Here is a 17,076-nt window from a genome sequence, read left to right as displayed (position 1 = left end):
GGCCGACGGCTCCCTGTCGGACCGCTGCGCTACTCTGTGCGAATGTCACTCGGAGATGCGATCGGAGCGGTAGACCTCGTGGACGAGAGGGCGTACTCGCCCGCGTCTGAGGAGTACCTGAAGGTGCGCGATATCGGTGAACGCAAGGCACTCGGGCAGTACCTCACACCCCGCTCCGTCCGGGAGAGGCTCCTCGACTCTGTGCCGCTGGCCGACGGCGACCGGGTGCTCGATCCTGGTGTCGGAACGGGAGAGTTCCTGCTGTCCGCTGAGCGCCGGGCGAGCGGACTCTACCTTGAGGGCTGGGATATCGACCCGCAGGCGCTATCAGTTGCGCGCGAGGTCGTGCCGGACGCGACGCTCATCCAACAGGACGGATTGTTGAACCGGCCGGATACCCCGTTCGATGTGGTGATCGGGAATCCGCCGTATTTCGAGATCCGTGGTATCGATTCCTCCACCAAGCGCAAGTACGCCTCGGTGATCTCGGGCCGGCCGAACATCTTCGCGCTGTTCTTCGCCGTGGCGCTCGAGTCGGTGCGCGACGGCGGGCACGTCGCCTATGTGGTCCCGCCGTCGATGAACAACGGCGCCTACTTCTCGCGCCTTCGCGAATACATCCGCGAACACGCGTCGGTCGAGCATCTCGAGGTGCTCGACGGGAGTCGTGTGTTCGCGGATGCGCAGACGAGCGTTCAGCTCATCGTGCTCAAGAAGGGGGGCAAGTCGACGCGCTTCACCGCCGACCTCGGCGCCCTCTCCGGGAGCCCCCGCCACCGGGTCATCCTCACGGACAATGCCGCCCACTTCGAGGGGCTGTATGAGGGCCGGTCCTCGCTGTGGGCGCTGGGTTACGAGGCCGTCACCGGAACCGTGGTCTGGAACAATCATCGCGAGCGCCTGCGGCGAGAGGCCTCGGCATCCACCGTGCCGCTGATGTGGGCCAGCAACATAGGTGCCGAGCCGGACGTCCTGATCAACGACGACCACCCGAAGCGGCCGCAATACATTGAGGGAGTCACCCCGATCGAGGGGCCCGCGATCATCGTCAACCGCATCGTCGGCTCCGTCGGCGCAGGGAGCCTGCGCTGTGCGCTGGTACCCGAAGGCATGAAGTTCGTCGGCGAGAACCACGTCAACGTCATCCGATCCCGTCCCGGTGTGACGCCGCGAGTCTCGATCTCGGACGTGCTCGCGGCGCTCCGATCTCCGTTGATGTCAGAGCGGGTCCGTAACCTCACGGGCAACACACAACTCTCGGCCACTGAGCTCACGCACTGGCTTCCGCTCGACATCGAACGCCCCGGCGGGATGTCGGAGCCGGCAGCCGAAGGTGACGTCCAGACCTTGTTCTGACGTTCGAGCGGCACACGAGGGATGTGCAGCACACCGACTGAGGGAGAATCAATTGTCCATCACGCCGACGTCCAGCGCGGTCGCCTCCGCGCCCCCCGCGCCGCAGGCGATCAATGCCTTCTTCTCCACCGCTTCCCGTACCGCGAATGGGAATGCCAACGACGACCGTGAGGCGGTGGTCTTGCAGCTGGCAGAGGAGATCTGCATCGGAGCCCCGCGTGCGCCGCGTGGGCATCTTACGAACGCCTGGGGCATCGTCGAGACCGCGTTGCAGAACGCGCTTCTGCAGATCCCCGCGCCGCAGGGGCCGGTGAACAACCGCGCCATCACGAACGTGGTCCGGCTCGGGGGACGAGGCAACAGCCACGATTTCGAGTTCATCTACGCCCGCGGCGGGACTTCCCACACGCTGGCCGTCGAGCTGAAGAACGGCGGCACCATCCAGAGCCAGCCGCAGTTCCTGCAGGTCTACGCGCACCCGGGGAAATTCACTGCCCCTGGGTTCGGCACCTACTCCGACGCGCACTTCAATCATCCTCAGGGGCTGCCCGCGATCGTTCAGGCCGCTGGCATGGCCATGCCGGCTCGCGGCGCCTACGACGCGAACGTCTACAAGACGTCGGCCGCTCCGGGAAGCGTGCTCGCAGAGCTGAAGGGCCTGTACAAGGCTGACGCCGAGTTCAGGCTCTTGGCGACAAACGCCTACCGTGCGAGCGCGCACGATTACCTCAACGACGTGGGTGCATGCGCCGACACGGCTATCGATTGGGAGTCGCTTCAGACCCGACTCACCTACCAGTCGACGAAGGCCTTCCTGCTCTGGGACGCGAACACCCAGACTTTTGCGTGGCAGCGGCTCTCGGCGTCGCCGCTCGTGCTGACGCGCAGCGCTTCAGCCTCGGCTCCCCGAGGAAGCACGCTCAATCACACACTGATCCTCCCGACGACCAACGGGCGCGCGCTTCACGCGCTGCTGCGCTGGAAGAACGGCAACGGCATCCTGGGGCCGGCCTGGCAGATCAAGCTGGTGTGAGCGCGTTCTCCATGAGGTGACCGCGATCGGTGGGCTCCGTCCCCGGACCGGTCGGTGCTGCCGCCACCCGTCAGCTGACGCGCTTGATCTGCCACGCCGGGTTCTGCACCGCAGCACGATTGCGCCACACCAGGCGGAGCGACACCTGACCTCCGGATGCGGTGTTGAGCAGGAGTCCCGTCCGCAGGAAAGTCCGGCGTGAAATCTCGGCGCGGCCGGAGCCGGCGAGCTCGAGCGTCTCGGGCGCGATGCGCTCGAGCGCAAAGCTCGACGCGTCCGTGTCCCACATGAGGAATGCCTTGCTGCTCTGAGCGGAGAAGTCGACCGCCAGGTTCTCCCAAGCGATGGCGGATTCGAGGCTCTCCTCGACGCGTGAGAGGTACCCGTCTGCAGATCGGTGGAAGACATCGAAGAGCCGGTCGGCGCTGTCCCGCTCGCGGTCCTTCGCAGCCTCCTTCAACGTGACGAAGAAGGCCGACCCGGGCGGGGGCGTGAACTTGCCGACGTCGCGCAAGTATTCGTCGAGGCTGGGCAGCGGAGCCCCTGCGATGTCGCTCAGCTCGCTCCCGAACTCGTGGTGGACGTACTCGGCGTAGCTCGGAAACCCTGAGGAGGTCACCACGCCCCGTTGGCGCGCCGGGACCTGGAGGAACTGCGGATACGCGCTGAGCGAGCGACCCACCTTGAACTCGAGCGGAATCGAGGTGGTGAGCCCGCTCGACTCGTAATAGAGCTCGAAGTCGTGGCGGTGCGCGAGGCCGCCGCGCGCGGAGATACGAGTCAAGGTTGCATCTGCAACGTCGGGGAAGTTCTCGGGCAGGGATTCCAGGGCGACCCAGAGTGCACTCTCGAGCAGCGACGCACGATCGCCGGTCACGCCTGCCGTGCCTCGCCCTTGCAGCCTGGCGTCGACGAGCTCGTAGATCACCCGTTCTCGTCGCGCATTCACGCCGCTGTTGCTCGACTTCGCACCGGTGGCGAAGAAGAGGTCGACATCGTCGTTGTCGATGGGCATGAGTCGAGGCTAGCAGCGGTGCGTGTTCCCGCCCGCGCACGATCGCGACACCGCGCGCTGCCCGGACCTAGGTCCCTAGCCTCGCCGAAGAACACGCCTACTGTCGCAAGAGGAGGCGTGTCATGGACGACATCCGAATCCTCAAGCCGCAGGGCCTCGACGCCCTGATCTCAGAGTTGCGCCGGCGCGGCTACCGCGTCGTCGGGCCGACCGTCCGGGGCGACGCGATCGTCACCGGCGACATCCACGCGGCCGCCGACCTGCCGCGGGGCGTCGGCGACACCCAGGAACCGGGTGCCTACCGGCTCACCGAGCGCGACGACGATGCCTACTTCGGCTTCGCCGACCCGGCCCAGTCCACCAAGCCGGTGTTCTTCCCGGCCGAGGAGGTCGTCTGGCGCGGCCGCCGCGAGGAGGGTCACTTCACCGTCGAGCGCGACACCCCGGACGCTGCGCCGATAGCCCTCCTGGGCGTCCGCAGCTGTGACCTCCGCGCGGTCCAGATCCACGACGCCGTCCTCGCCGACCGGCCCTTCCACGACGCCCACTACATCGCCCGACGCGACGGCACCTTCACCGTCGCCGTCGCCTGCGGTGAGCCCGCCGCCACCTGCTTCTGCGCCTCCATGGGCACCGGCCCTCGGCCAGCCGCGACCAACCCCGAAGCACAAGCGCCCGCCTACGACCTCCTCCTCACCGAGGTCATGGAGCCAGAGCACCGCTTCGTCCTCGAGGTCGGAACCGAAGCCGGCAGGGAGGTCGCCGACGCCATCGCGACCACCCCCGGGGGCCAAGAAGCACAGCAGGAGGCGATCGCGGTCACCGACGCAGCCGCCGCACGCCAGACCAGAAGCATCAATACCGACACCATCCACGACGTCCTCCGCGCTTCGGCCGAGAGTCCCCGCTGGGACGACGTCGCCTCCCGCTGCCTCGCCTGCACCAACTGCACCTTGGTTTGCCCCACCTGCTTCTGCACCACCATCCAGGACACCAGCGACCTCGCCGGCGACAATGCCGAGCGCCACCGCGTGTGGGACTCCTGCTTCTCCGAGAACTTCAGCTACATCCACGGCGGCCCCCTCCGCGGCGACGTCAAGGCCCGCTACCGCCAATGGATCACCCACAAGCTCTCCAGCTGGGAGGACCAGTTCGGGATGCTCGGTTGCGTCGGCTGCGGCCGCTGCATCGCCTGGTGCCCCGTCGGCATCGACATCACCGAGGAGGCCGCGGCGCTCGGCCGGATGGCGACCGCCGCATCATCCACCTAGACGCGGGACGATGCGCCGGTCACCTTCGGTGCGCGCCGCGGGCGCGATATCCCGTCACCGATGCGCGTCGAGCGACTCGCGGCCACTCTCGATGCCCAGCCCGTCCTCGAAGTCGCGCACGGCGACGACGATGAGGTCCCTCGACTCGATGACCGTGCGCGACGGTGCGGAGTCGGGCAGGTCCTCGTCACGAGTCGCGGCGATGGCCGCGTCGATCCGCTCGACCAGCCGCGTGCCGGCCTGCGACAACACCTCCAGCCGCTCGCCGCGCGCGAACCGGAGGTGCTCGAGGTGGTCGTCGAGCTCATCGGTGGCCGCGTCGAGCACCCTGTCGAGCTCGAGCACCTGGAGCGAGTCTTGGAGCCGGAACGAGCGGGCGATCACAGCCAGCCACTCCTGCGCCTCGCTCGCCGCCTGTTCCGCCGCGGCGGCGCGGTCGTCCGACGTCCCCGCATCCTCGAACGTGTCCGCAAGCGCCCGGAGCTGACGCAGGGCGTATGCCTGCGTGTAGGCGATGACGAGCGACGTGCCCTGCGCCGTGGACAGCGTGGCCTTGGGGATGCCGCCGGCGCCCGCGCGGTGTGTCAGCGCCTCCTCGATGACTCCCTGGGCGCGGATCATCCCGGCGACCGCGGTGTCGGGCTGCGCCCGAAGGACGTCGTCGATCTGGGTGCCGGTCCCGACGAGGTACTCGTTGATCTCGTCCATCGCCTGCTTCAGCGCGATCTGGGCCATCACACCGGCGAGCGCTCCGGTCGGCTCCTCCGACGTGCCGTTGGCGCGCAGTCCGTACCTGTCGATCACCCGCGCCGGCACCTGGGTGAGCTTGACCCAGCGGCCGCTGGTCTCCGCAACGTCCGCGGTGGCCTGGGGTTTGGTCGATGTACGCCCTTCCAAGCGACTGAGCTGCCGACCGTCGAGCTCGCGCGAGGGCAGATTCTGGGAGGTGAGGAAGGCGTCGACCGCCGCCGGGTCGCCGATGACTGCGAGGCCGATGCCGTCGCTGATGAGCTGGATCTCGTGGGCCATAGTCGGAGGCTAGGACGACGGTCCGACAGCACCCCTCCGCGCAGCCTCGCGCCTACGAACCAGCCCCGCTGGGCACCGCCACCCGCCTGACCTCGTCGCCGCCCAGCGACACGATCGTCAGCATGTCCTCGCGCCCGGAGGGGAGCAGCCGCACGGTCACGCTGCCGTCCGCGGCCGCGTCGAGCGCCTTCTCGACCGCGCGGACGACGGCGGCGTTCTCCGCCGACGACAGCGGCGCGCCAAGGTCGTCCAGCAGCGTCACGTTGACCCCGCGCGACCTGGCCCGCGTCGCCGCCGCGACGATCGGCGGCAGCGCCAGCCCGTGCCCCCGCACCGAGTCGCGCAGCTGCGCCTCGACGCGCACGATCTCCTCGCGCTGCGCATCGTCCAGCGGGGTCCCCGAGGCGAGGAGCGTGAGCGCAGGCACGACCACCTCGGCGAGCTCGTCGGCGCGCTGATCCTGGATGCGCCGCGCCGCCTCGACCGCGCCCGCGGCCGCCGCCGCGTCCACCGACCGTCGCGCGAGCGCGTTGATGCGCCACGTCGAGCGCCGCAGCGCGCCGCCGAAGAGCGTCGCGATGACGAGCAGGAGGACCTGCGGGCTCGCGAGGTTGAGGCCGTCGAGGGCGCCGCGGCCGGAGAGCTCGGCCCACGCCATCGTCTCCGCGACCATGACGAGACCGCCCGCCCAGGCGAGGCGCGCGCGACGCCGGAGGATGAGGAACCACAGGAGCCACGTGTTCGCGCCCAGGTACCAGGTGGCCCGGCCGAGCGTGCCGGTGTCGGGAAGCGCGTAGAGCACCAGCGCGGTCGACGCCACCACGATGCCGAGCACCGCGAACGTCAGGCCGAGCGGGAAGGGATCCGGGTGCGGGCGCGTCACGACGACGCCGCCGGCCGTGACGAGGGCCACCGCGGCGTACGACGCCCACACGTGGTCGAGCACGTCGGCGGTGCTCGCCACGAACGCGATGTTCGAGGCGATGTAGACGGCGAGGATCAGCTGCGCGCCGCGCGTCCCCAGCCCGAGGAGCCGGCTGATATCGGTGCCGCCGCGCACCGGCGCCGGAGCCGCCGCGCTCATCGTGTCGCCTCCGGGCGCCACCACAGCTCGACCGTCGTGCCCTGACCGGGCGTCGAGGCGATGCGCGAGCCGCCGCCGGCCAGCGCCTCCATGCGGCCGCGGATGCTCACCTGCAGCCCGAGCCGGCGCGACGAGACCGAGCGCGGGGCGAAGCCGCGGCCGTCGTCGCGCACGGTGACGCGGACCTCCCCGTCGGCGACGGCGACGGTCACCGTGCGCTTCACGGCCTTGCCCGGGTCGCCCGCGTGGATCACGCTGTTGCGCAGCGCCTCGCCTGTCGCCTCCGCCAGGGCCGTCACCACGGAGGCGGGGATCTTCTCCGCGGTGGTGACGGTCGCGCTCACGAGGATGTCCTCGCCGATGTCGTTGGCCGTGGCGCGGAGCGCCGCGACCAGCTGCTCGGGCGGGTACTCCGTCTCGCCGGACCGCGCCTGCCGGATCGCGTCGATCGAGCCGAGCGCGCGCCGGGCCCGCTCGGGCACCGCCGCGGGCGTGGGGGAGCGCACGCCGGCGATCAGGACGGACATGATCTCGTCGTGCACGAGGGCGTTGATCCGCGCCTGCTCGCGCTCGCCGGTGCGCTGCGACGCCTCGCGCGCCGCCTCGGCGCGGGCGCGCGCCGCCTCCCTGTCCTGCTTGGCCGCCGCGGCCACCACGGCGGCCCCCGCCCCGGTGAGGATGAGCGAGGTCACCAGGGCGCCCATCCCGTCGAGCAGCGACTGCTCGAGGTCGCCTCCGGCCGCGAGGTACTCGACCACCGCGACGAGCGGCCCCTGCGCCACCGGGTACGCCCACACCCAGCGCCGGCGCCACGCGACCGCGAGCAGGGTGGCGTGCAGCGCGCCGAAGCCCTGCAGCCAGGGCGCGGCGCCGTCGTCGAGGACGTCGACGGTCATCATCGGCACCCACAGCAGCTGCGAGAGCACGAAGCCGGCAGCGGCGACCGTCACCATCCAGCGGAGCACCCGGATGCTCGCCGCGAAGGCGAGCACCGCGAGGCTCGCCGGGATCAGGACGCCCACGAGCACGGTGAACGCGCCGAAAGGGGCGCGCAGCTGGTCCATCTGGACGAGGAACCCGTTGGCGCCGCCCGCGAAGAGCACCGCGAACAGCGCGGCTGCCAGGCCGGTCGCGAAGTAGGTGGTGCGCTGCATGCGCTCGAGCGCGCTGCGGACCACAGGCGTCTCGATCGTCGTCATGAGGCGCACCGGGCCCGCGTCGCATGCGCACACACGCGCTCGCTCCCACTCCGCGCCATGTGCCGCCTCCCACCACACGTGCCGCAGCCCTCGACCGCCGTCGGCCGAGGTCCCCTGTGCCTATGGTGCCTGCTCGGCGGCAGGTTGGCACGGGGCAAGCGTGGCGGTGGGGTGCGCTCGCCGCGCTCCCCGTCTCAGATGCCGCCGATCTGCGGGATCAGTCCAACGAACCCAGCCCTGTGGACAACCGGCTCGGTGTCGGTGGCCGTTGTTACGGTGCGAGAGTTCGAGGAGGTGCACATGCGAAGCGGTGATCACGTCACGATCCACCTCGCGTACAAGCCCGAGGTGGGCATGGCGGGGGAGTGGCCATGGGCGACGGCGGTGGACGCGGGCGAGGGCGGCGGCACCTACCGCCTCGAGAACTTCCTCATGGGCACACCCCTCGTGGTGGGCGACCTGGTCCGGTGCGAGCTCGGCGCCGACTCCAGCCTTCACGTGGTGGAGATCTCGGCCCTCATGCCCGGCGTGCTGCTCGGGCTGACCCATCCTGAAGGCACCGAGGCGACCGTCAGGCCGGTCCTGCAGGAGTTGGACGGCGCGGGATTCGCCGTGAACCGGCCAGCCGACGGATATGTCCAGGTCTGGGCCGATGCCGTCCCTCCCCACCTCGCGCGGGACCTGCTGCAGCGCGACTGGCCGGACGGATGGGAGATCGTGGAGAGGCTCGATACGGTGGGGCGCATCAGGCAGATCGACGACGACGTCGACGTCGCGCCCGCGCCACGCGCGAGCGCGCCGGAGGAGGACACCGGCTACTGGGCGGCCGAGGACCCCGCCTGGCAGCGTCACGGCGTGAGCGATCCGGACACGCTGGCTCGCCTGCAGGTGCTGGCGGTCGAGGACCCGCGCATCCTCGCGACCATCCGCGTCGGCCGGCACGCCGACGTGCTGGAGTACATGTCCCGCATCGCTGTGCGTGATCCGCGGCTGCTCCCACCCCTCACGCGCCCGTTGCTGGTCGATCCGCCGGACGCATGAGAGAGGGGCATCGGCGCGTGACCGTGCCGCGTCCAGACGAGCCGTACGTTGCGTTGCCGCGGCCAGATGCATCGTGGCGCAAAGCATTGCGTCATGATGCGCACGGACGTAGCGTGAAGTCATGACCCACTTCATCGAGCTGCCGCTCCCGCTCGCCGAGGAGGTCGAGGCCGGCGCGATCACGGTCGAAGAGATCCAGGCCTCGGTCGACGCGGCCGTGCGGCGCGGCGTGGTCTACTCGGCGATCGCGGACTCCGACCTCGACGTCATGCTCGCGGGTTCCGGCTTGCCGGCGAACGCGCAGGAACGGGTCCGGGCCGCGCACAACGCGCCCGCGATCGCGACCCAGGCGACACTCGCCGACGCTCTGGCAGCGAGTGCTGCGCTCGCGGGCGCGCTCTCCGCGCAAGAGGCAGCGGCCCGTGTGGGCGTGTCCGTGTCGACCATCACCCGCCGCCACGAGCGCGGTGAGCTCCTCGCGATGCGCGACACGCGCGGCCGCCTGCGCCTGCCTGCGTGGCAGTTCACCCACGCGGGCCAGCTCCCGGGCTGGGGGCAGGTGGCCACCCATCTCGACGGTGTCGACCTGCGCACGGTCGAGGCGTTCATGGCGACGCCGGACGAGGACCTCGACGGTGAGACGCCCATGCGGTGGTTGACGGCCGGGCGGGACCCGGCGCCCGTGGCCGAGCTGGCCGACGGCCTGCGTCTGTGGTGAACGGGCGGCCGACCCCCGACCTTTCGCTCCGCCCGACCGACTTCACGGCGTGGGAGGGGCCGCTCTGGCGCATCGTCCGCACCTCGGGCGACCGTGTACGCCCGTGGTGGGAGCCCCGCACCTACGGGCCGTTGCGGACGATGCGGTGGGACCCCCAGGTGCCGCCGCCGCGGGATCAGCCCGCACGCGCCGTGCTCTACGCGGCCAGCGACCTCGTCGGCGCCGTCGCGGAGGCCTGGCACGCGACGCGGCGCATCGACGTGCACAGCGACGACCCCGTCATCGTGTCCTTCATGCCGGAGCCGCTGAGGCTGCTCGACCTCACCGCGCAGGGGAGGTTCCTCATCCGCACCAGGCTTGACGCGGGTGTGGTCGGTGGCCCGCGGGCGTCATGTCGGCGGCTCGCGAGCAGCGTTCTCACCGTCGACCCGGCCGTGGAGGGGCTGCTCGTCCCGTCCGCGCGCAGCGGTGTCAACGTGGTTCTCTTCGCCGCGGGCGCCGCCAAGGTGGGACGGAGGGCGACCCTCATCCATCGTGCCGACGACCCCACCGCCGTGCGGCTGCTGTCCGCGATCGCCGACGAGCTCGGCTACGCGATCTGAGCCCACGCATACCCCGCTGGAACCACTGCGCCAGATGGTGCACGGCCGCCGTCCCGGACCAAGGTCCCTCGCGCGCGCCTCACAACGGCCTAGCGTCGCTAGAGGAGGCGTCTCATGACCACCACCGCAACCCGCGCATCGTCGCCCGGCCCGCAGCCCGCCGACCCCATGGTCCCGCGCCGCTACGTCATCACCCACGTGCGCCAGGACACCCGCGACACCTTCACGCTCCTGCTCGACCCCGCCGACGGCACCGAGCCGCTCACCTTCGGGGCCGGCCAGTTCACCATGCTCCACGCCTTCGGCGTCGGCGAGGTGCCCATCTCCATCTCCGGCGACCCGGCCAGCCCCGCGCCGCTCGAGCACACGATCCGCAACGTCGGCGCGGTCACCCGCGCCCTCGTCGAGGCCGCGCCCGGCACCGAGATCGGCGTCCGCGGCCCCTTCGGCACGTCATGGGACGTGGACGATGCGGTGGGCCACGACGTCGTCTTCGTCACCGGCGGCATCGGCCTGGCCCCGCTGCGCCCCGCGATCCTCGACGTCCTCCGCAACCGAGATGCCTACGGCAAGGTCCTGCTGCTGTACGGCTCCAGGACCCCCGACGACATCCTCTACGGCCACGAGATGCACCGCTGGGCCGACCTCGACGGCGTCAACCTCCAGATGACCGTCGACAACGCGCCCTACGGCTACAAGGGCAAGGTCGGCTTCGTGACGGAGCTGGTGGCGCGGGCCGGCTTCGACCCCCGCAACGCCTTCGCCTTCGTGTGCGGACCCGAGGTGATGATGCGGTCCGCGGCGACCGCCCTCAACGCCCGCGGCGTCCCCAAGCCCAAGATCCGCCTTTCCATGGAGCGGAGCATGAAGTGCGGCGTGGGGCTGTGCGGGCACTGCCAGCTGCGCGAGCTGTTCGTCTGCGTCGACGGGCCGGTCCTCGACTTCGCACGCCTCGAGCCGCTCATGAACGTCCGCGAGCTCTAGCGGCGGCGAGACAGGGGAGTGACCGCTGTCCGCCCCGGCGGATAGGGTCGAACCCCTGCCCCCGACGCGAAGGAGACCCGCTGCGCATGCGGTACGCACTCGACAACCGGCTGGTCGTGGGCGTGGCCTCGTCCGCGCTGTTCGACCTCGCCGAGTCCGACGCCTACTTCCGCGAGCACGGCGAGACCGCGTACCGGCACTACCAGGACGAGCGCATCGACGAGACGCTCGAGCCCGGCGCCGCCTTCCCGTTCGTCCAGCGCCTCCTCGCGCTCAACGACCTGCGCGCCGACGACCCCCTGGTCGAGATCATCGTCCTGTCGCAGAACGACCCCAGCACCGGCCTGCGGGTGATGCGCTCCATCGAGGCGCACGGCCTCACCATGACGCGCGCCGTCTTCACGCAGGGCCAGGCGCCGTACGCGTACATCGGCGCGCTCGAGATGTCCCTCTTCCTGTCGGGCAACCGTGAGGACGTGGACGATGCGATCGCCGCGGGCTTCCCCGCGGGTCACGTCCTCCCGTCGGCGGCCGCGTACGACGCGTCGGATCCCGGCCTGCGCATCGCCTTCGACTTCGACGGCGTCCTCGCGGACGACGGCTCCGAGCGCATCTTCAAGACCGCCGGCATGGACGCCTTCCGCGACCACGAGGTCGACCGCCGCGAGCACGCGCTGCGTCCGGGCCTGCTGCAGCCCCTGCTCAAGGACCTCAACCGCATCCAGGCGCTCGAACGTGCCCGCAAGGACTCCGACCCCGCCTACGAGGAGCGGCTCCGCATCGCCCTCGTGACCGCCCGTGCCGCCCCGGCCCACGAGCGCGCCGTGCGCTCGCTGCGCGATTGGGGCGTCGAGGTCAACGACGCGTTCTTCCTCGGCGGCGTCGCGAAGTCCCAGGTGCTCGAGGTGATGCGCCCGCACATCTTCTTCGACGACCAGGCCAGCCACCTCGAGGACGCCACCGACTTCATCATGGGCGTCCACGTGCCCTACGGCGTCGCCAACGAGATCGTCGACACGGTGCCTGCCCAGGAACCGGCCGGGTAGCAGGCCCCACCCGGACCAAGGTCCCTTTCACGCTCCGGATAGCGGCCTAGCGTCGCTAGAGGAGGCGTGTCATGGACGACATCCGATTCCTCGCACGGCCCGCTCGAACGAGGGGGTGCTGACATGGTCGAGCACGCCCACACGCACGAGCACCAGCACGATGCGGCCGCCGCCGCCGCCGCCGCACCCGCCCCGCCCGACGCCCGCCCCAAGCTCGCGGTGTGGAAGTTCGCGTCCTGCGACGGCTGCCAGCTGAGCATCCTCAACTGCGAAGACGAGCTCCTCCAGATCGCCGAGTCCATCCACATCGCGTACTTCCCCGAGGCCACCCGCGCGATCGTCGAGGGCCCCTACGACCTCTCGCTCGTGGAGGGCAGCATCACCACCCCCGAGGACGTCAAGCGCATCCACGAGATCCGCGCGCAGTCCGGCACGGTCGTGACCATCGGCGCGTGCGCGACCGCCGGCGGCATCCAGGCCCTGCGCAACTGGGCGGACGTCGACGAGTTCCGCTCGATCGTCTACGCCCACCCCGAGTACCTCTCCACGCTCGACACCTCCACCCCGATCGCGAGCCACATCGACGTCGACTACGAGCTGCGCGGCTGCCCGGTCGACAAGACCCAGCTGGTCGAGGTGCTCGCCGCGTTCCTCAACGGCCGCAAGCCCCGCATCCCCACCTACTCGGTGTGCGTCGAGTGCAAGCTCAAGGGCAACGTCTGCGTCCCCGTCGCCACCGGCACGCCCTGCCTCGGGCCCGTCACGCAGGCCGGCTGCGGCGCGCTCTGCCCGTCCTATGGGCGCGGCTGCTACGGCTGCTTCGGCCCGCAGGACTCCGCGAACACCGAGGCCATGACCCGCCAGCTCGCGGAGCTCGGCATGTCCAACGCCGATATCGTCCGCGTCTACCGCACCTTCAACGCCGGCTCCCCCGAGTTCGCCGCCGCGAGCGACCAGGCGGCCGCCGCATCGTCCACCGGAGGCCCGTCATGACCCACCAGCTCAAGGACGGCGGCCAGGTGATGCAGGTCGGCATGCTCGCGCGCGTCGAGGGCGAGGGCGGCATGCACATCGAGTTCAAGGACGGCCACGTCGAGTCCGTCCAGCTCAACATCTTCGAGCCGCCGCGCTTCTACGAGGGCTTCCTGCGCGGCCGCAAGTTCACCGAGCCGCCGGACATCACCGCACGTATCTGCGGCATCTGCCCGGTCGCGTACCAGTCCGCGTCCACCGAGGCGATGGAGACCATCTGCGGCGTCGCCACCACGCCGGAGATCCAGCTGATGCGCCGCCTGCTCTACTGCGGCGAGTGGATCGAGTCCCACGCGCTCCACATCTTCATGCTGCACGCTCCCGACTTCCTGGGCTACGAGTCCGTGCTCGAGATGGCCAAGGACCACGCCGAGGTGGTCCAGATGGCGCTGCGCCTCAAGAAGGCGGGCAACGACCTCATGACCGCCGTCGGCGGCCGAGCGATCCACCCCGTCAACGTCAAGGTGGGCGGCTTCTACCGCATGCCCACGGTCGCCGAGCTGCAGCGCCTCCGCCCCGCCCTCGAGCAGGGGAGGGACGATGCGCTGGCCGCCGTCGCCCTGGTCGCGACCTTCGACTTCCCGGACATGGAGCAGGACTACAACTACGTCGCGCTGCGCCACCCCGACTGGTACCCGCTCGAGCGCGGCACCGAGGTGGTCGCGACGAGCGGCGCGCGGTTCCCGGTCACCGAGATCGCCGACCACGTCAAGGAGTTCCACGTCGCCCACTCCAACGCCCTCCACGCATCGTTCGACGGCAAGCCCTACTTCGTGGGCCCGCTCGCGCGCTACAGCCTCAACTTCGACCAGCTGAGCCCCACGACGCAGGAGGCCGCCCTCAAGGCCGGCCTGGGGGAGACCTGCCGCAACCCGTTCAAGTCGATCATCGTGCGCACCGTCGAGCTCGCGTACGCCTTCGAGGAGGCGTTGCGCATCGTCGACGCGTGGCGCGACGGGCACGCGCCGTCGGTGCCGGTCGCGCCGGTCGCGGGCGAGGGCATCGGTGCGTCCGAGGCGCCGCGCGGCCTCATCTGGCACCGGTACCGCATCGACGCGGACGGCGTCATCGAGGACGCGCAGATCGTCCCGCCGACCTCCCAGAACCAGGCGTCCATCGAGGCCGACCTGCGCAAGGCCGCCGAGCAGTGGATCGACCTCGACGACCACATGCTCACCCACCGCTGCGAGGAGGCCATCCGCAACTACGACCCCTGCATCTCGTGCGCCACCCACTTCCTCGACCTGCGGGTGAAGCGGTCATGACCGGCGGACGCGTGCTGGTGGTCGGGCTCGGCAGCCCCGACCGGGGGGACGATGCGGTCGGCGCCGCCGTCGCCGAGCGCCTGGGCGCGCTCGCAATGGACGACGTCGACGTCGTCACGCGCGAGGACCCCACGCAGCTTGTCCAGCTGTGGGCGGGGCACGATGCGGCGCTCGTCATCGACGCGGTCGCGTCCGGCAACCCGCCGGGCCGGCTCCACATCCGCGAGGTCGGCGACGCGGGCGAGCCGCTCCCGACCCACGCCTTCACCGCGGCGGGCCGCGGCGGCAGCCACGCCTTCGGGCTGGCCGGCGCCGTCGAGCTCGCGCGCACCCTGGGCACGCTGCCCACGCATGTGACGGTCGTCGGGGTCGAGGCGAAGAGCTTCGACTTCGGCCCGATGTCCCCGGAGGTCGAGGCGAACATCGACGCCGCGGTCGCCACGGCCGCCGCCGAGCTCATCGCATTGAGAGAGGAAGTGCAGTCATGTGCCTAGGAACCATCGCCAAGGTCATCGAGGTGCACCACGACGGTCGCGCCGTGGTCGAGGATCACGGCCAGCGCCAGCTGGTCCTCGAGATGACGGTGTCGGACGACGACATCACGCCCGGCGACTGGGTGGTGGTCCAATCCGGGTTCGCGCTCGAGCGGATCTCGGAGAAGGAGGCGCTCGAGGCGCTGCGCATCCGCGATTCCGAACCGGAGGCGACGACATGATCTCCACCCGCACCAAGGGCGTGGCGCTCGCGGGCGCGACGGCCCTGATCTCGGGCGTCGCCGTGTTCGTGAACTCCCACGGAGTGGCCGCGTACGGGGACGCGACCGCCTACACGACCGCGAAGAACGCGATGGCGGCGATGCTGATCCTCGCCGCGTTCCTCGCGGCCCGGCCCGCCGGGGCGCGGCTCACCCGCCCCGCGCGGGCACGTCAGTGGTGGGGGCTCGCCTTCGTCGCGGTCTTCGGCGGCGCGGTGCCGTTCGTGCTGTTCTTCCAGGGCCTCGCGTCGACCGCGTCGACGCAGGCCGCCTTCGTCCACAAGACCCTCGTCGTGTGGGTCGCGCTGCTCGCCGTCGTCGCTCTCAAGGAGCGGCTGTCCTGGTGGCACCTGGGCGCGATCGGGCTGCTGGTCCTCGCGCAGTGGGGCCTCGCGGGTGACGTGGGCCTGGTCGCGGACCGGGGGACGATGCTCGTCGCGGCGGCCACGCTCATATGGGCCGTCGAGGTGGTCGTGTCGAAGCGTCTGCTGCGGGGGATGACCCCGTGGACGCTCTCGATCACGCGCATGGTCGGCGGTTCGGTCGCGCTGCTCGCCTGGTCTGGCGCGACCTCAAGCCTCGGGAACGTGATCCCGAGCACCGCCGACCAGTGGGCGTGGGTCGCCGTCACCGGTGCCCTGCTCGCCGGCTACGTGCTCACCTGGCACCAGGCGCTCGCCCGTGCGCAGGCCGTCGACGTCACCGCGGTGCTCGTCCTCGGCGCGGTCGTCACCGCGGCGCTCGCGGGCGCGGGTGCGCTCGAGCTCCCGTGGCTGCTCATGCTGGCCGCGGGCGGGCTCGTGTTCCTCCTTCCCGCGCGCAGGCGCGCCTCCACATGAGCGCCCGGCTGTCGCCTCGTCCACCGTTGCCCGCCGACGGTGCGGTGCTCTTCGGCCGCTACGCCTTCCCGCCCAACGATCTCGGCTACTGCGGGCCCGACCGTGCCGGCGAGCTGCTCGAGCGCGTCGACGCGGGCGCGTCCGGCCGGGCGCTCGAGGAGGTCGCGCGCGGCTTCGAGGGTGCGTGGCCGTACCTCGAGCTCATCGGCGAGTGCCTGGGGCGGTCGCCGCTCGACCGCGAGGTGGTCGAGGCGTACTGGCTGGGCGGGTCGGCGGTGGCACGATGCGGCGGCACGGCCTTCGCCAACTCGCTCGAGAGCCGCTTCCGGTCCCGGCTGTCGCGCCAGGAGTTCGAGCGGATGGTCGAGGGCGTCGCGACGGGCGGCACCCCTCACCACAGCTTCCATGTCTTCGGCGTCTATCCCTGGGTGGGCCTCATGAGGGGCGGGCAGGTCGAGGCGCCGCTCGAGGTGCTCGACAGGTGCCGGATCCGCTGGGGACGGGTGGTGTCGGTGGCAGGCGACACCGCCGTGGTGGAGGGGCGCCACCTCGCGTGGGACGGCAGGTTCCTGCGGCTGGGTCCCGTCACCACCGAGAAGGCGCGCTTCCGCCGCGAGGGGCAGTCCCTCGCGCGGGCCTTCGATGCGGGGGACTGGGTGTCGCTGCACTGGGACTGGGTGTGCGACCGACTCGACACCACCCGCCGCGACCGCGTGCGCGCGGCCACGCTCACCGAGCTTGCGGCGGTCAACCGCTGCGCCATTCCCGCACCCGCGGTGGTCCTCTCATGAGCGCCGCGTCCGCCTGA

General features: G+C 71.0%; 18 protein-coding genes. 14 read left to right on the top strand and 4 right to left on the bottom strand.

Annotation, left to right across the window (positions count from 1 at the left end; translation table 11 throughout):
* The first annotated feature begins 42 nt into the window (after positions 1-42).
* A complete protein-coding gene (locus tag AOM07_RS00535) occupies positions 43-1,356 on the top strand; it encodes an HsdM family class I SAM-dependent methyltransferase (RefSeq protein ID WP_169748100.1) in 1,314 nt (437 codons plus the stop codon).
* 52 nt (positions 1,357-1,408) lie between these two features.
* Positions 1,409-2,389 carry a hypothetical protein gene (locus tag AOM07_RS00530; RefSeq protein ID WP_062310194.1) on the top strand — a complete coding sequence of 327 codons (981 nt, stop codon included), beginning with the start codon at positions 1,409-1,411 and terminating at the stop codon, positions 2,387-2,389.
* A 70-nt stretch (positions 2,390-2,459) separates the two neighbouring features.
* On the opposite strand, the gene AOM07_RS00525 is transcribed toward AOM07_RS00530, so the two are convergent.
* On the bottom strand, positions 2,460-3,404 hold the full coding sequence (locus tag AOM07_RS00525) for a hypothetical protein (protein ID WP_062310193.1): 945 nt from the start codon (positions 3,402-3,404) through the stop codon (positions 2,460-2,462).
* A gap of 122 nt (positions 3,405-3,526) precedes the next feature.
* Here AOM07_RS00525 and AOM07_RS00520 point away from each other — a divergent pair, with 122 nt between their 5' ends.
* Positions 3,527-4,675 carry a 4Fe-4S dicluster domain-containing protein gene (locus AOM07_RS00520; protein ID WP_062310190.1) on the top strand — a complete coding sequence of 383 codons (1,149 nt, stop codon included), beginning with the start codon at positions 3,527-3,529 and terminating at the stop codon, positions 4,673-4,675.
* A 54-nt stretch (positions 4,676-4,729) separates the two neighbouring features.
* Here AOM07_RS00520 and AOM07_RS00515 read toward each other — a convergent pair whose 3' ends face one another.
* Genes AOM07_RS00515 through AOM07_RS00505 form a run of 3 tightly spaced genes read right to left on the bottom strand, consistent with a single transcriptional unit; the run spans position 4,730 to position 7,987 of the window.
* Complete coding sequence (locus tag AOM07_RS00515) at positions 4,730-5,704, bottom strand: hypothetical protein (RefSeq protein ID WP_062310187.1); 975 nt, start codon at positions 5,702-5,704, stop codon at positions 4,730-4,732.
* Between the two features lie 52 nt (positions 5,705-5,756).
* Complete coding sequence (locus AOM07_RS00510; protein ID WP_156171729.1) at positions 5,757-6,788, bottom strand: DUF8320 family protein; 1,032 nt, start codon at positions 6,786-6,788, stop codon at positions 5,757-5,759.
* The gene (locus tag AOM07_RS00505; RefSeq protein ID WP_156171728.1) at positions 6,785-7,987 is read right to left on the bottom strand and encodes a sensor histidine kinase; all 1,203 of its coding nucleotides are present in this window, start codon (positions 7,985-7,987) and stop codon (positions 6,785-6,787) included. Before AOM07_RS00505 ends, AOM07_RS00510 begins: the two co-directional genes overlap by 4 nt.
* Positions 7,988-8,287: 300 nt before the next feature.
* On the opposite strand from AOM07_RS00505, the gene AOM07_RS00500 reads away from it, so the two are divergent.
* The 11 genes from AOM07_RS00500 to AOM07_RS00450 all read left to right on the top strand — a co-directional run bounded on the left by AOM07_RS00500 (position 8,288) and on the right by AOM07_RS00450 (position 17,059).
* Positions 8,288-9,028, top strand: coding sequence for a hypothetical protein (locus AOM07_RS00500; RefSeq protein WP_156171727.1), 741 nt, complete (start codon positions 8,288-8,290; stop codon positions 9,026-9,028).
* Positions 9,029-9,149: 121 nt separating this feature from the next.
* Positions 9,150-9,746, top strand: a complete 597-nt coding sequence (locus AOM07_RS00495; RefSeq protein WP_062310175.1) for a hypothetical protein — start codon at positions 9,150-9,152, stop codon at positions 9,744-9,746.
* The gene (locus AOM07_RS00490; RefSeq protein WP_062310172.1) at positions 9,740-10,348 is read left to right on the top strand and encodes an RES family NAD+ phosphorylase; all 609 of its coding nucleotides are present in this window, start codon (positions 9,740-9,742) and stop codon (positions 10,346-10,348) included. Before AOM07_RS00495 ends, AOM07_RS00490 begins: the two co-directional genes overlap by 7 nt.
* A gap of 114 nt (positions 10,349-10,462) precedes the next feature.
* On the top strand, positions 10,463-11,332 hold the full coding sequence (locus AOM07_RS00485) for an FAD/NAD(P)-binding protein (protein WP_062310169.1): 870 nt from the start codon (positions 10,463-10,465) through the stop codon (positions 11,330-11,332).
* Between the two features lie 86 nt (positions 11,333-11,418).
* Positions 11,419-12,378 (top strand): 5'-nucleotidase, encoded by a 960-nt coding sequence (locus AOM07_RS00480; RefSeq protein WP_062310165.1) that lies wholly within the window; start codon positions 11,419-11,421, stop codon positions 12,376-12,378.
* Between the two features lie 123 nt (positions 12,379-12,501).
* The gene (locus AOM07_RS00475) at positions 12,502-13,371 is read left to right on the top strand and encodes an NADH-quinone oxidoreductase subunit B family protein (RefSeq protein ID WP_084829985.1); all 870 of its coding nucleotides are present in this window, start codon (positions 12,502-12,504) and stop codon (positions 13,369-13,371) included.
* Positions 13,368-14,675: a Ni/Fe hydrogenase subunit alpha gene (locus AOM07_RS00470; protein WP_062310162.1), complete on the top strand. Its 1,308-nt coding sequence runs from the start codon at positions 13,368-13,370 to the stop codon at positions 14,673-14,675. The genes AOM07_RS00475 and AOM07_RS00470 overlap by 4 nt, the downstream gene beginning before the upstream one ends.
* Complete coding sequence (locus tag AOM07_RS00465; protein ID WP_062310159.1) at positions 14,672-15,169, top strand: hydrogenase maturation protease; 498 nt, start codon at positions 14,672-14,674, stop codon at positions 15,167-15,169. The genes AOM07_RS00470 and AOM07_RS00465 overlap by 4 nt, the downstream gene beginning before the upstream one ends.
* Complete coding sequence (locus AOM07_RS00460; protein WP_062297434.1) at positions 15,160-15,390, top strand: HypC/HybG/HupF family hydrogenase formation chaperone; 231 nt, start codon at positions 15,160-15,162, stop codon at positions 15,388-15,390. Before AOM07_RS00465 ends, AOM07_RS00460 begins: the two co-directional genes overlap by 10 nt.
* Complete coding sequence (locus AOM07_RS00455; RefSeq protein ID WP_062310154.1) at positions 15,387-16,268, top strand: EamA family transporter; 882 nt, start codon at positions 15,387-15,389, stop codon at positions 16,266-16,268. The genes AOM07_RS00460 and AOM07_RS00455 overlap by 4 nt, the downstream gene beginning before the upstream one ends.
* Positions 16,265-17,059: a DUF6390 family protein gene (locus AOM07_RS00450; RefSeq protein WP_084829984.1), complete on the top strand. Its 795-nt coding sequence runs from the start codon at positions 16,265-16,267 to the stop codon at positions 17,057-17,059. The genes AOM07_RS00455 and AOM07_RS00450 overlap by 4 nt, the downstream gene beginning before the upstream one ends.
* Positions 17,060-17,076: the final 17 nt, after the last annotated feature.

It is taken from the genome of Demequina rhizosphaerae (assembly GCF_000971255.1).
Classification (GTDB): domain Bacteria; phylum Actinomycetota; class Actinomycetes; order Actinomycetales; family Demequinaceae; genus Demequina; species Demequina rhizosphaerae.
The sequence above is the reverse complement of the archived record's forward strand: the minus strand, read 5'-3'. Positions and strand labels throughout refer to the sequence as shown.

Excerpts from the sequence above, each read along its gene's own strand:
- AOM07_RS00535 (WP_169748100.1), top strand. The coding sequence starts at position 43 with ATGTCACTCGGAGATGCGATCGGAGCGGTAGACCTCGTGGACGAGAGG.
- AOM07_RS00525 (WP_062310193.1), bottom strand. The coding sequence starts at position 3,404 with ATGCCCATCGACAACGACGATGTCGACCTCTTCTTCGCCACCGGTGCG.
- AOM07_RS00520 (WP_062310190.1), top strand. The coding sequence starts at position 3,527 with ATGGACGACATCCGAATCCTCAAGCCGCAGGGCCTCGACGCCCTGATC.
- AOM07_RS00515 (WP_062310187.1), bottom strand. The coding sequence starts at position 5,704 with ATGGCCCACGAGATCCAGCTCATCAGCGACGGCATCGGCCTCGCAGTC.
- AOM07_RS00510 (WP_156171729.1), bottom strand. The coding sequence starts at position 6,788 with ATGAGCGCGGCGGCTCCGGCGCCGGTGCGCGGCGGCACCGATATCAGC.
- AOM07_RS00505 (WP_156171728.1), bottom strand. The coding sequence starts at position 7,987 with ATGACGACGATCGAGACGCCTGTGGTCCGCAGCGCGCTCGAGCGCATG.
- AOM07_RS00500 (WP_156171727.1), top strand. The coding sequence starts at position 8,288 with ATGCGAAGCGGTGATCACGTCACGATCCACCTCGCGTACAAGCCCGAG.
- AOM07_RS00495 (WP_062310175.1), top strand. The coding sequence starts at position 9,150 with ATGACCCACTTCATCGAGCTGCCGCTCCCGCTCGCCGAGGAGGTCGAG.
- AOM07_RS00485 (WP_062310169.1), top strand. The coding sequence starts at position 10,463 with ATGACCACCACCGCAACCCGCGCATCGTCGCCCGGCCCGCAGCCCGCC.
- AOM07_RS00480 (WP_062310165.1), top strand. The coding sequence starts at position 11,419 with ATGCGGTACGCACTCGACAACCGGCTGGTCGTGGGCGTGGCCTCGTCC.
- AOM07_RS00475 (WP_084829985.1), top strand. The coding sequence starts at position 12,502 with ATGGTCGAGCACGCCCACACGCACGAGCACCAGCACGATGCGGCCGCC.
- AOM07_RS00470 (WP_062310162.1), top strand. The coding sequence starts at position 13,368 with ATGACCCACCAGCTCAAGGACGGCGGCCAGGTGATGCAGGTCGGCATG.
- AOM07_RS00465 (WP_062310159.1), top strand. The coding sequence starts at position 14,672 with ATGACCGGCGGACGCGTGCTGGTGGTCGGGCTCGGCAGCCCCGACCGG.
- AOM07_RS00460 (WP_062297434.1), top strand. The coding sequence starts at position 15,160 with ATGTGCCTAGGAACCATCGCCAAGGTCATCGAGGTGCACCACGACGGT.
- AOM07_RS00455 (WP_062310154.1), top strand. The coding sequence starts at position 15,387 with ATGATCTCCACCCGCACCAAGGGCGTGGCGCTCGCGGGCGCGACGGCC.
- AOM07_RS00450 (WP_084829984.1), top strand. The coding sequence starts at position 16,265 with ATGAGCGCCCGGCTGTCGCCTCGTCCACCGTTGCCCGCCGACGGTGCG.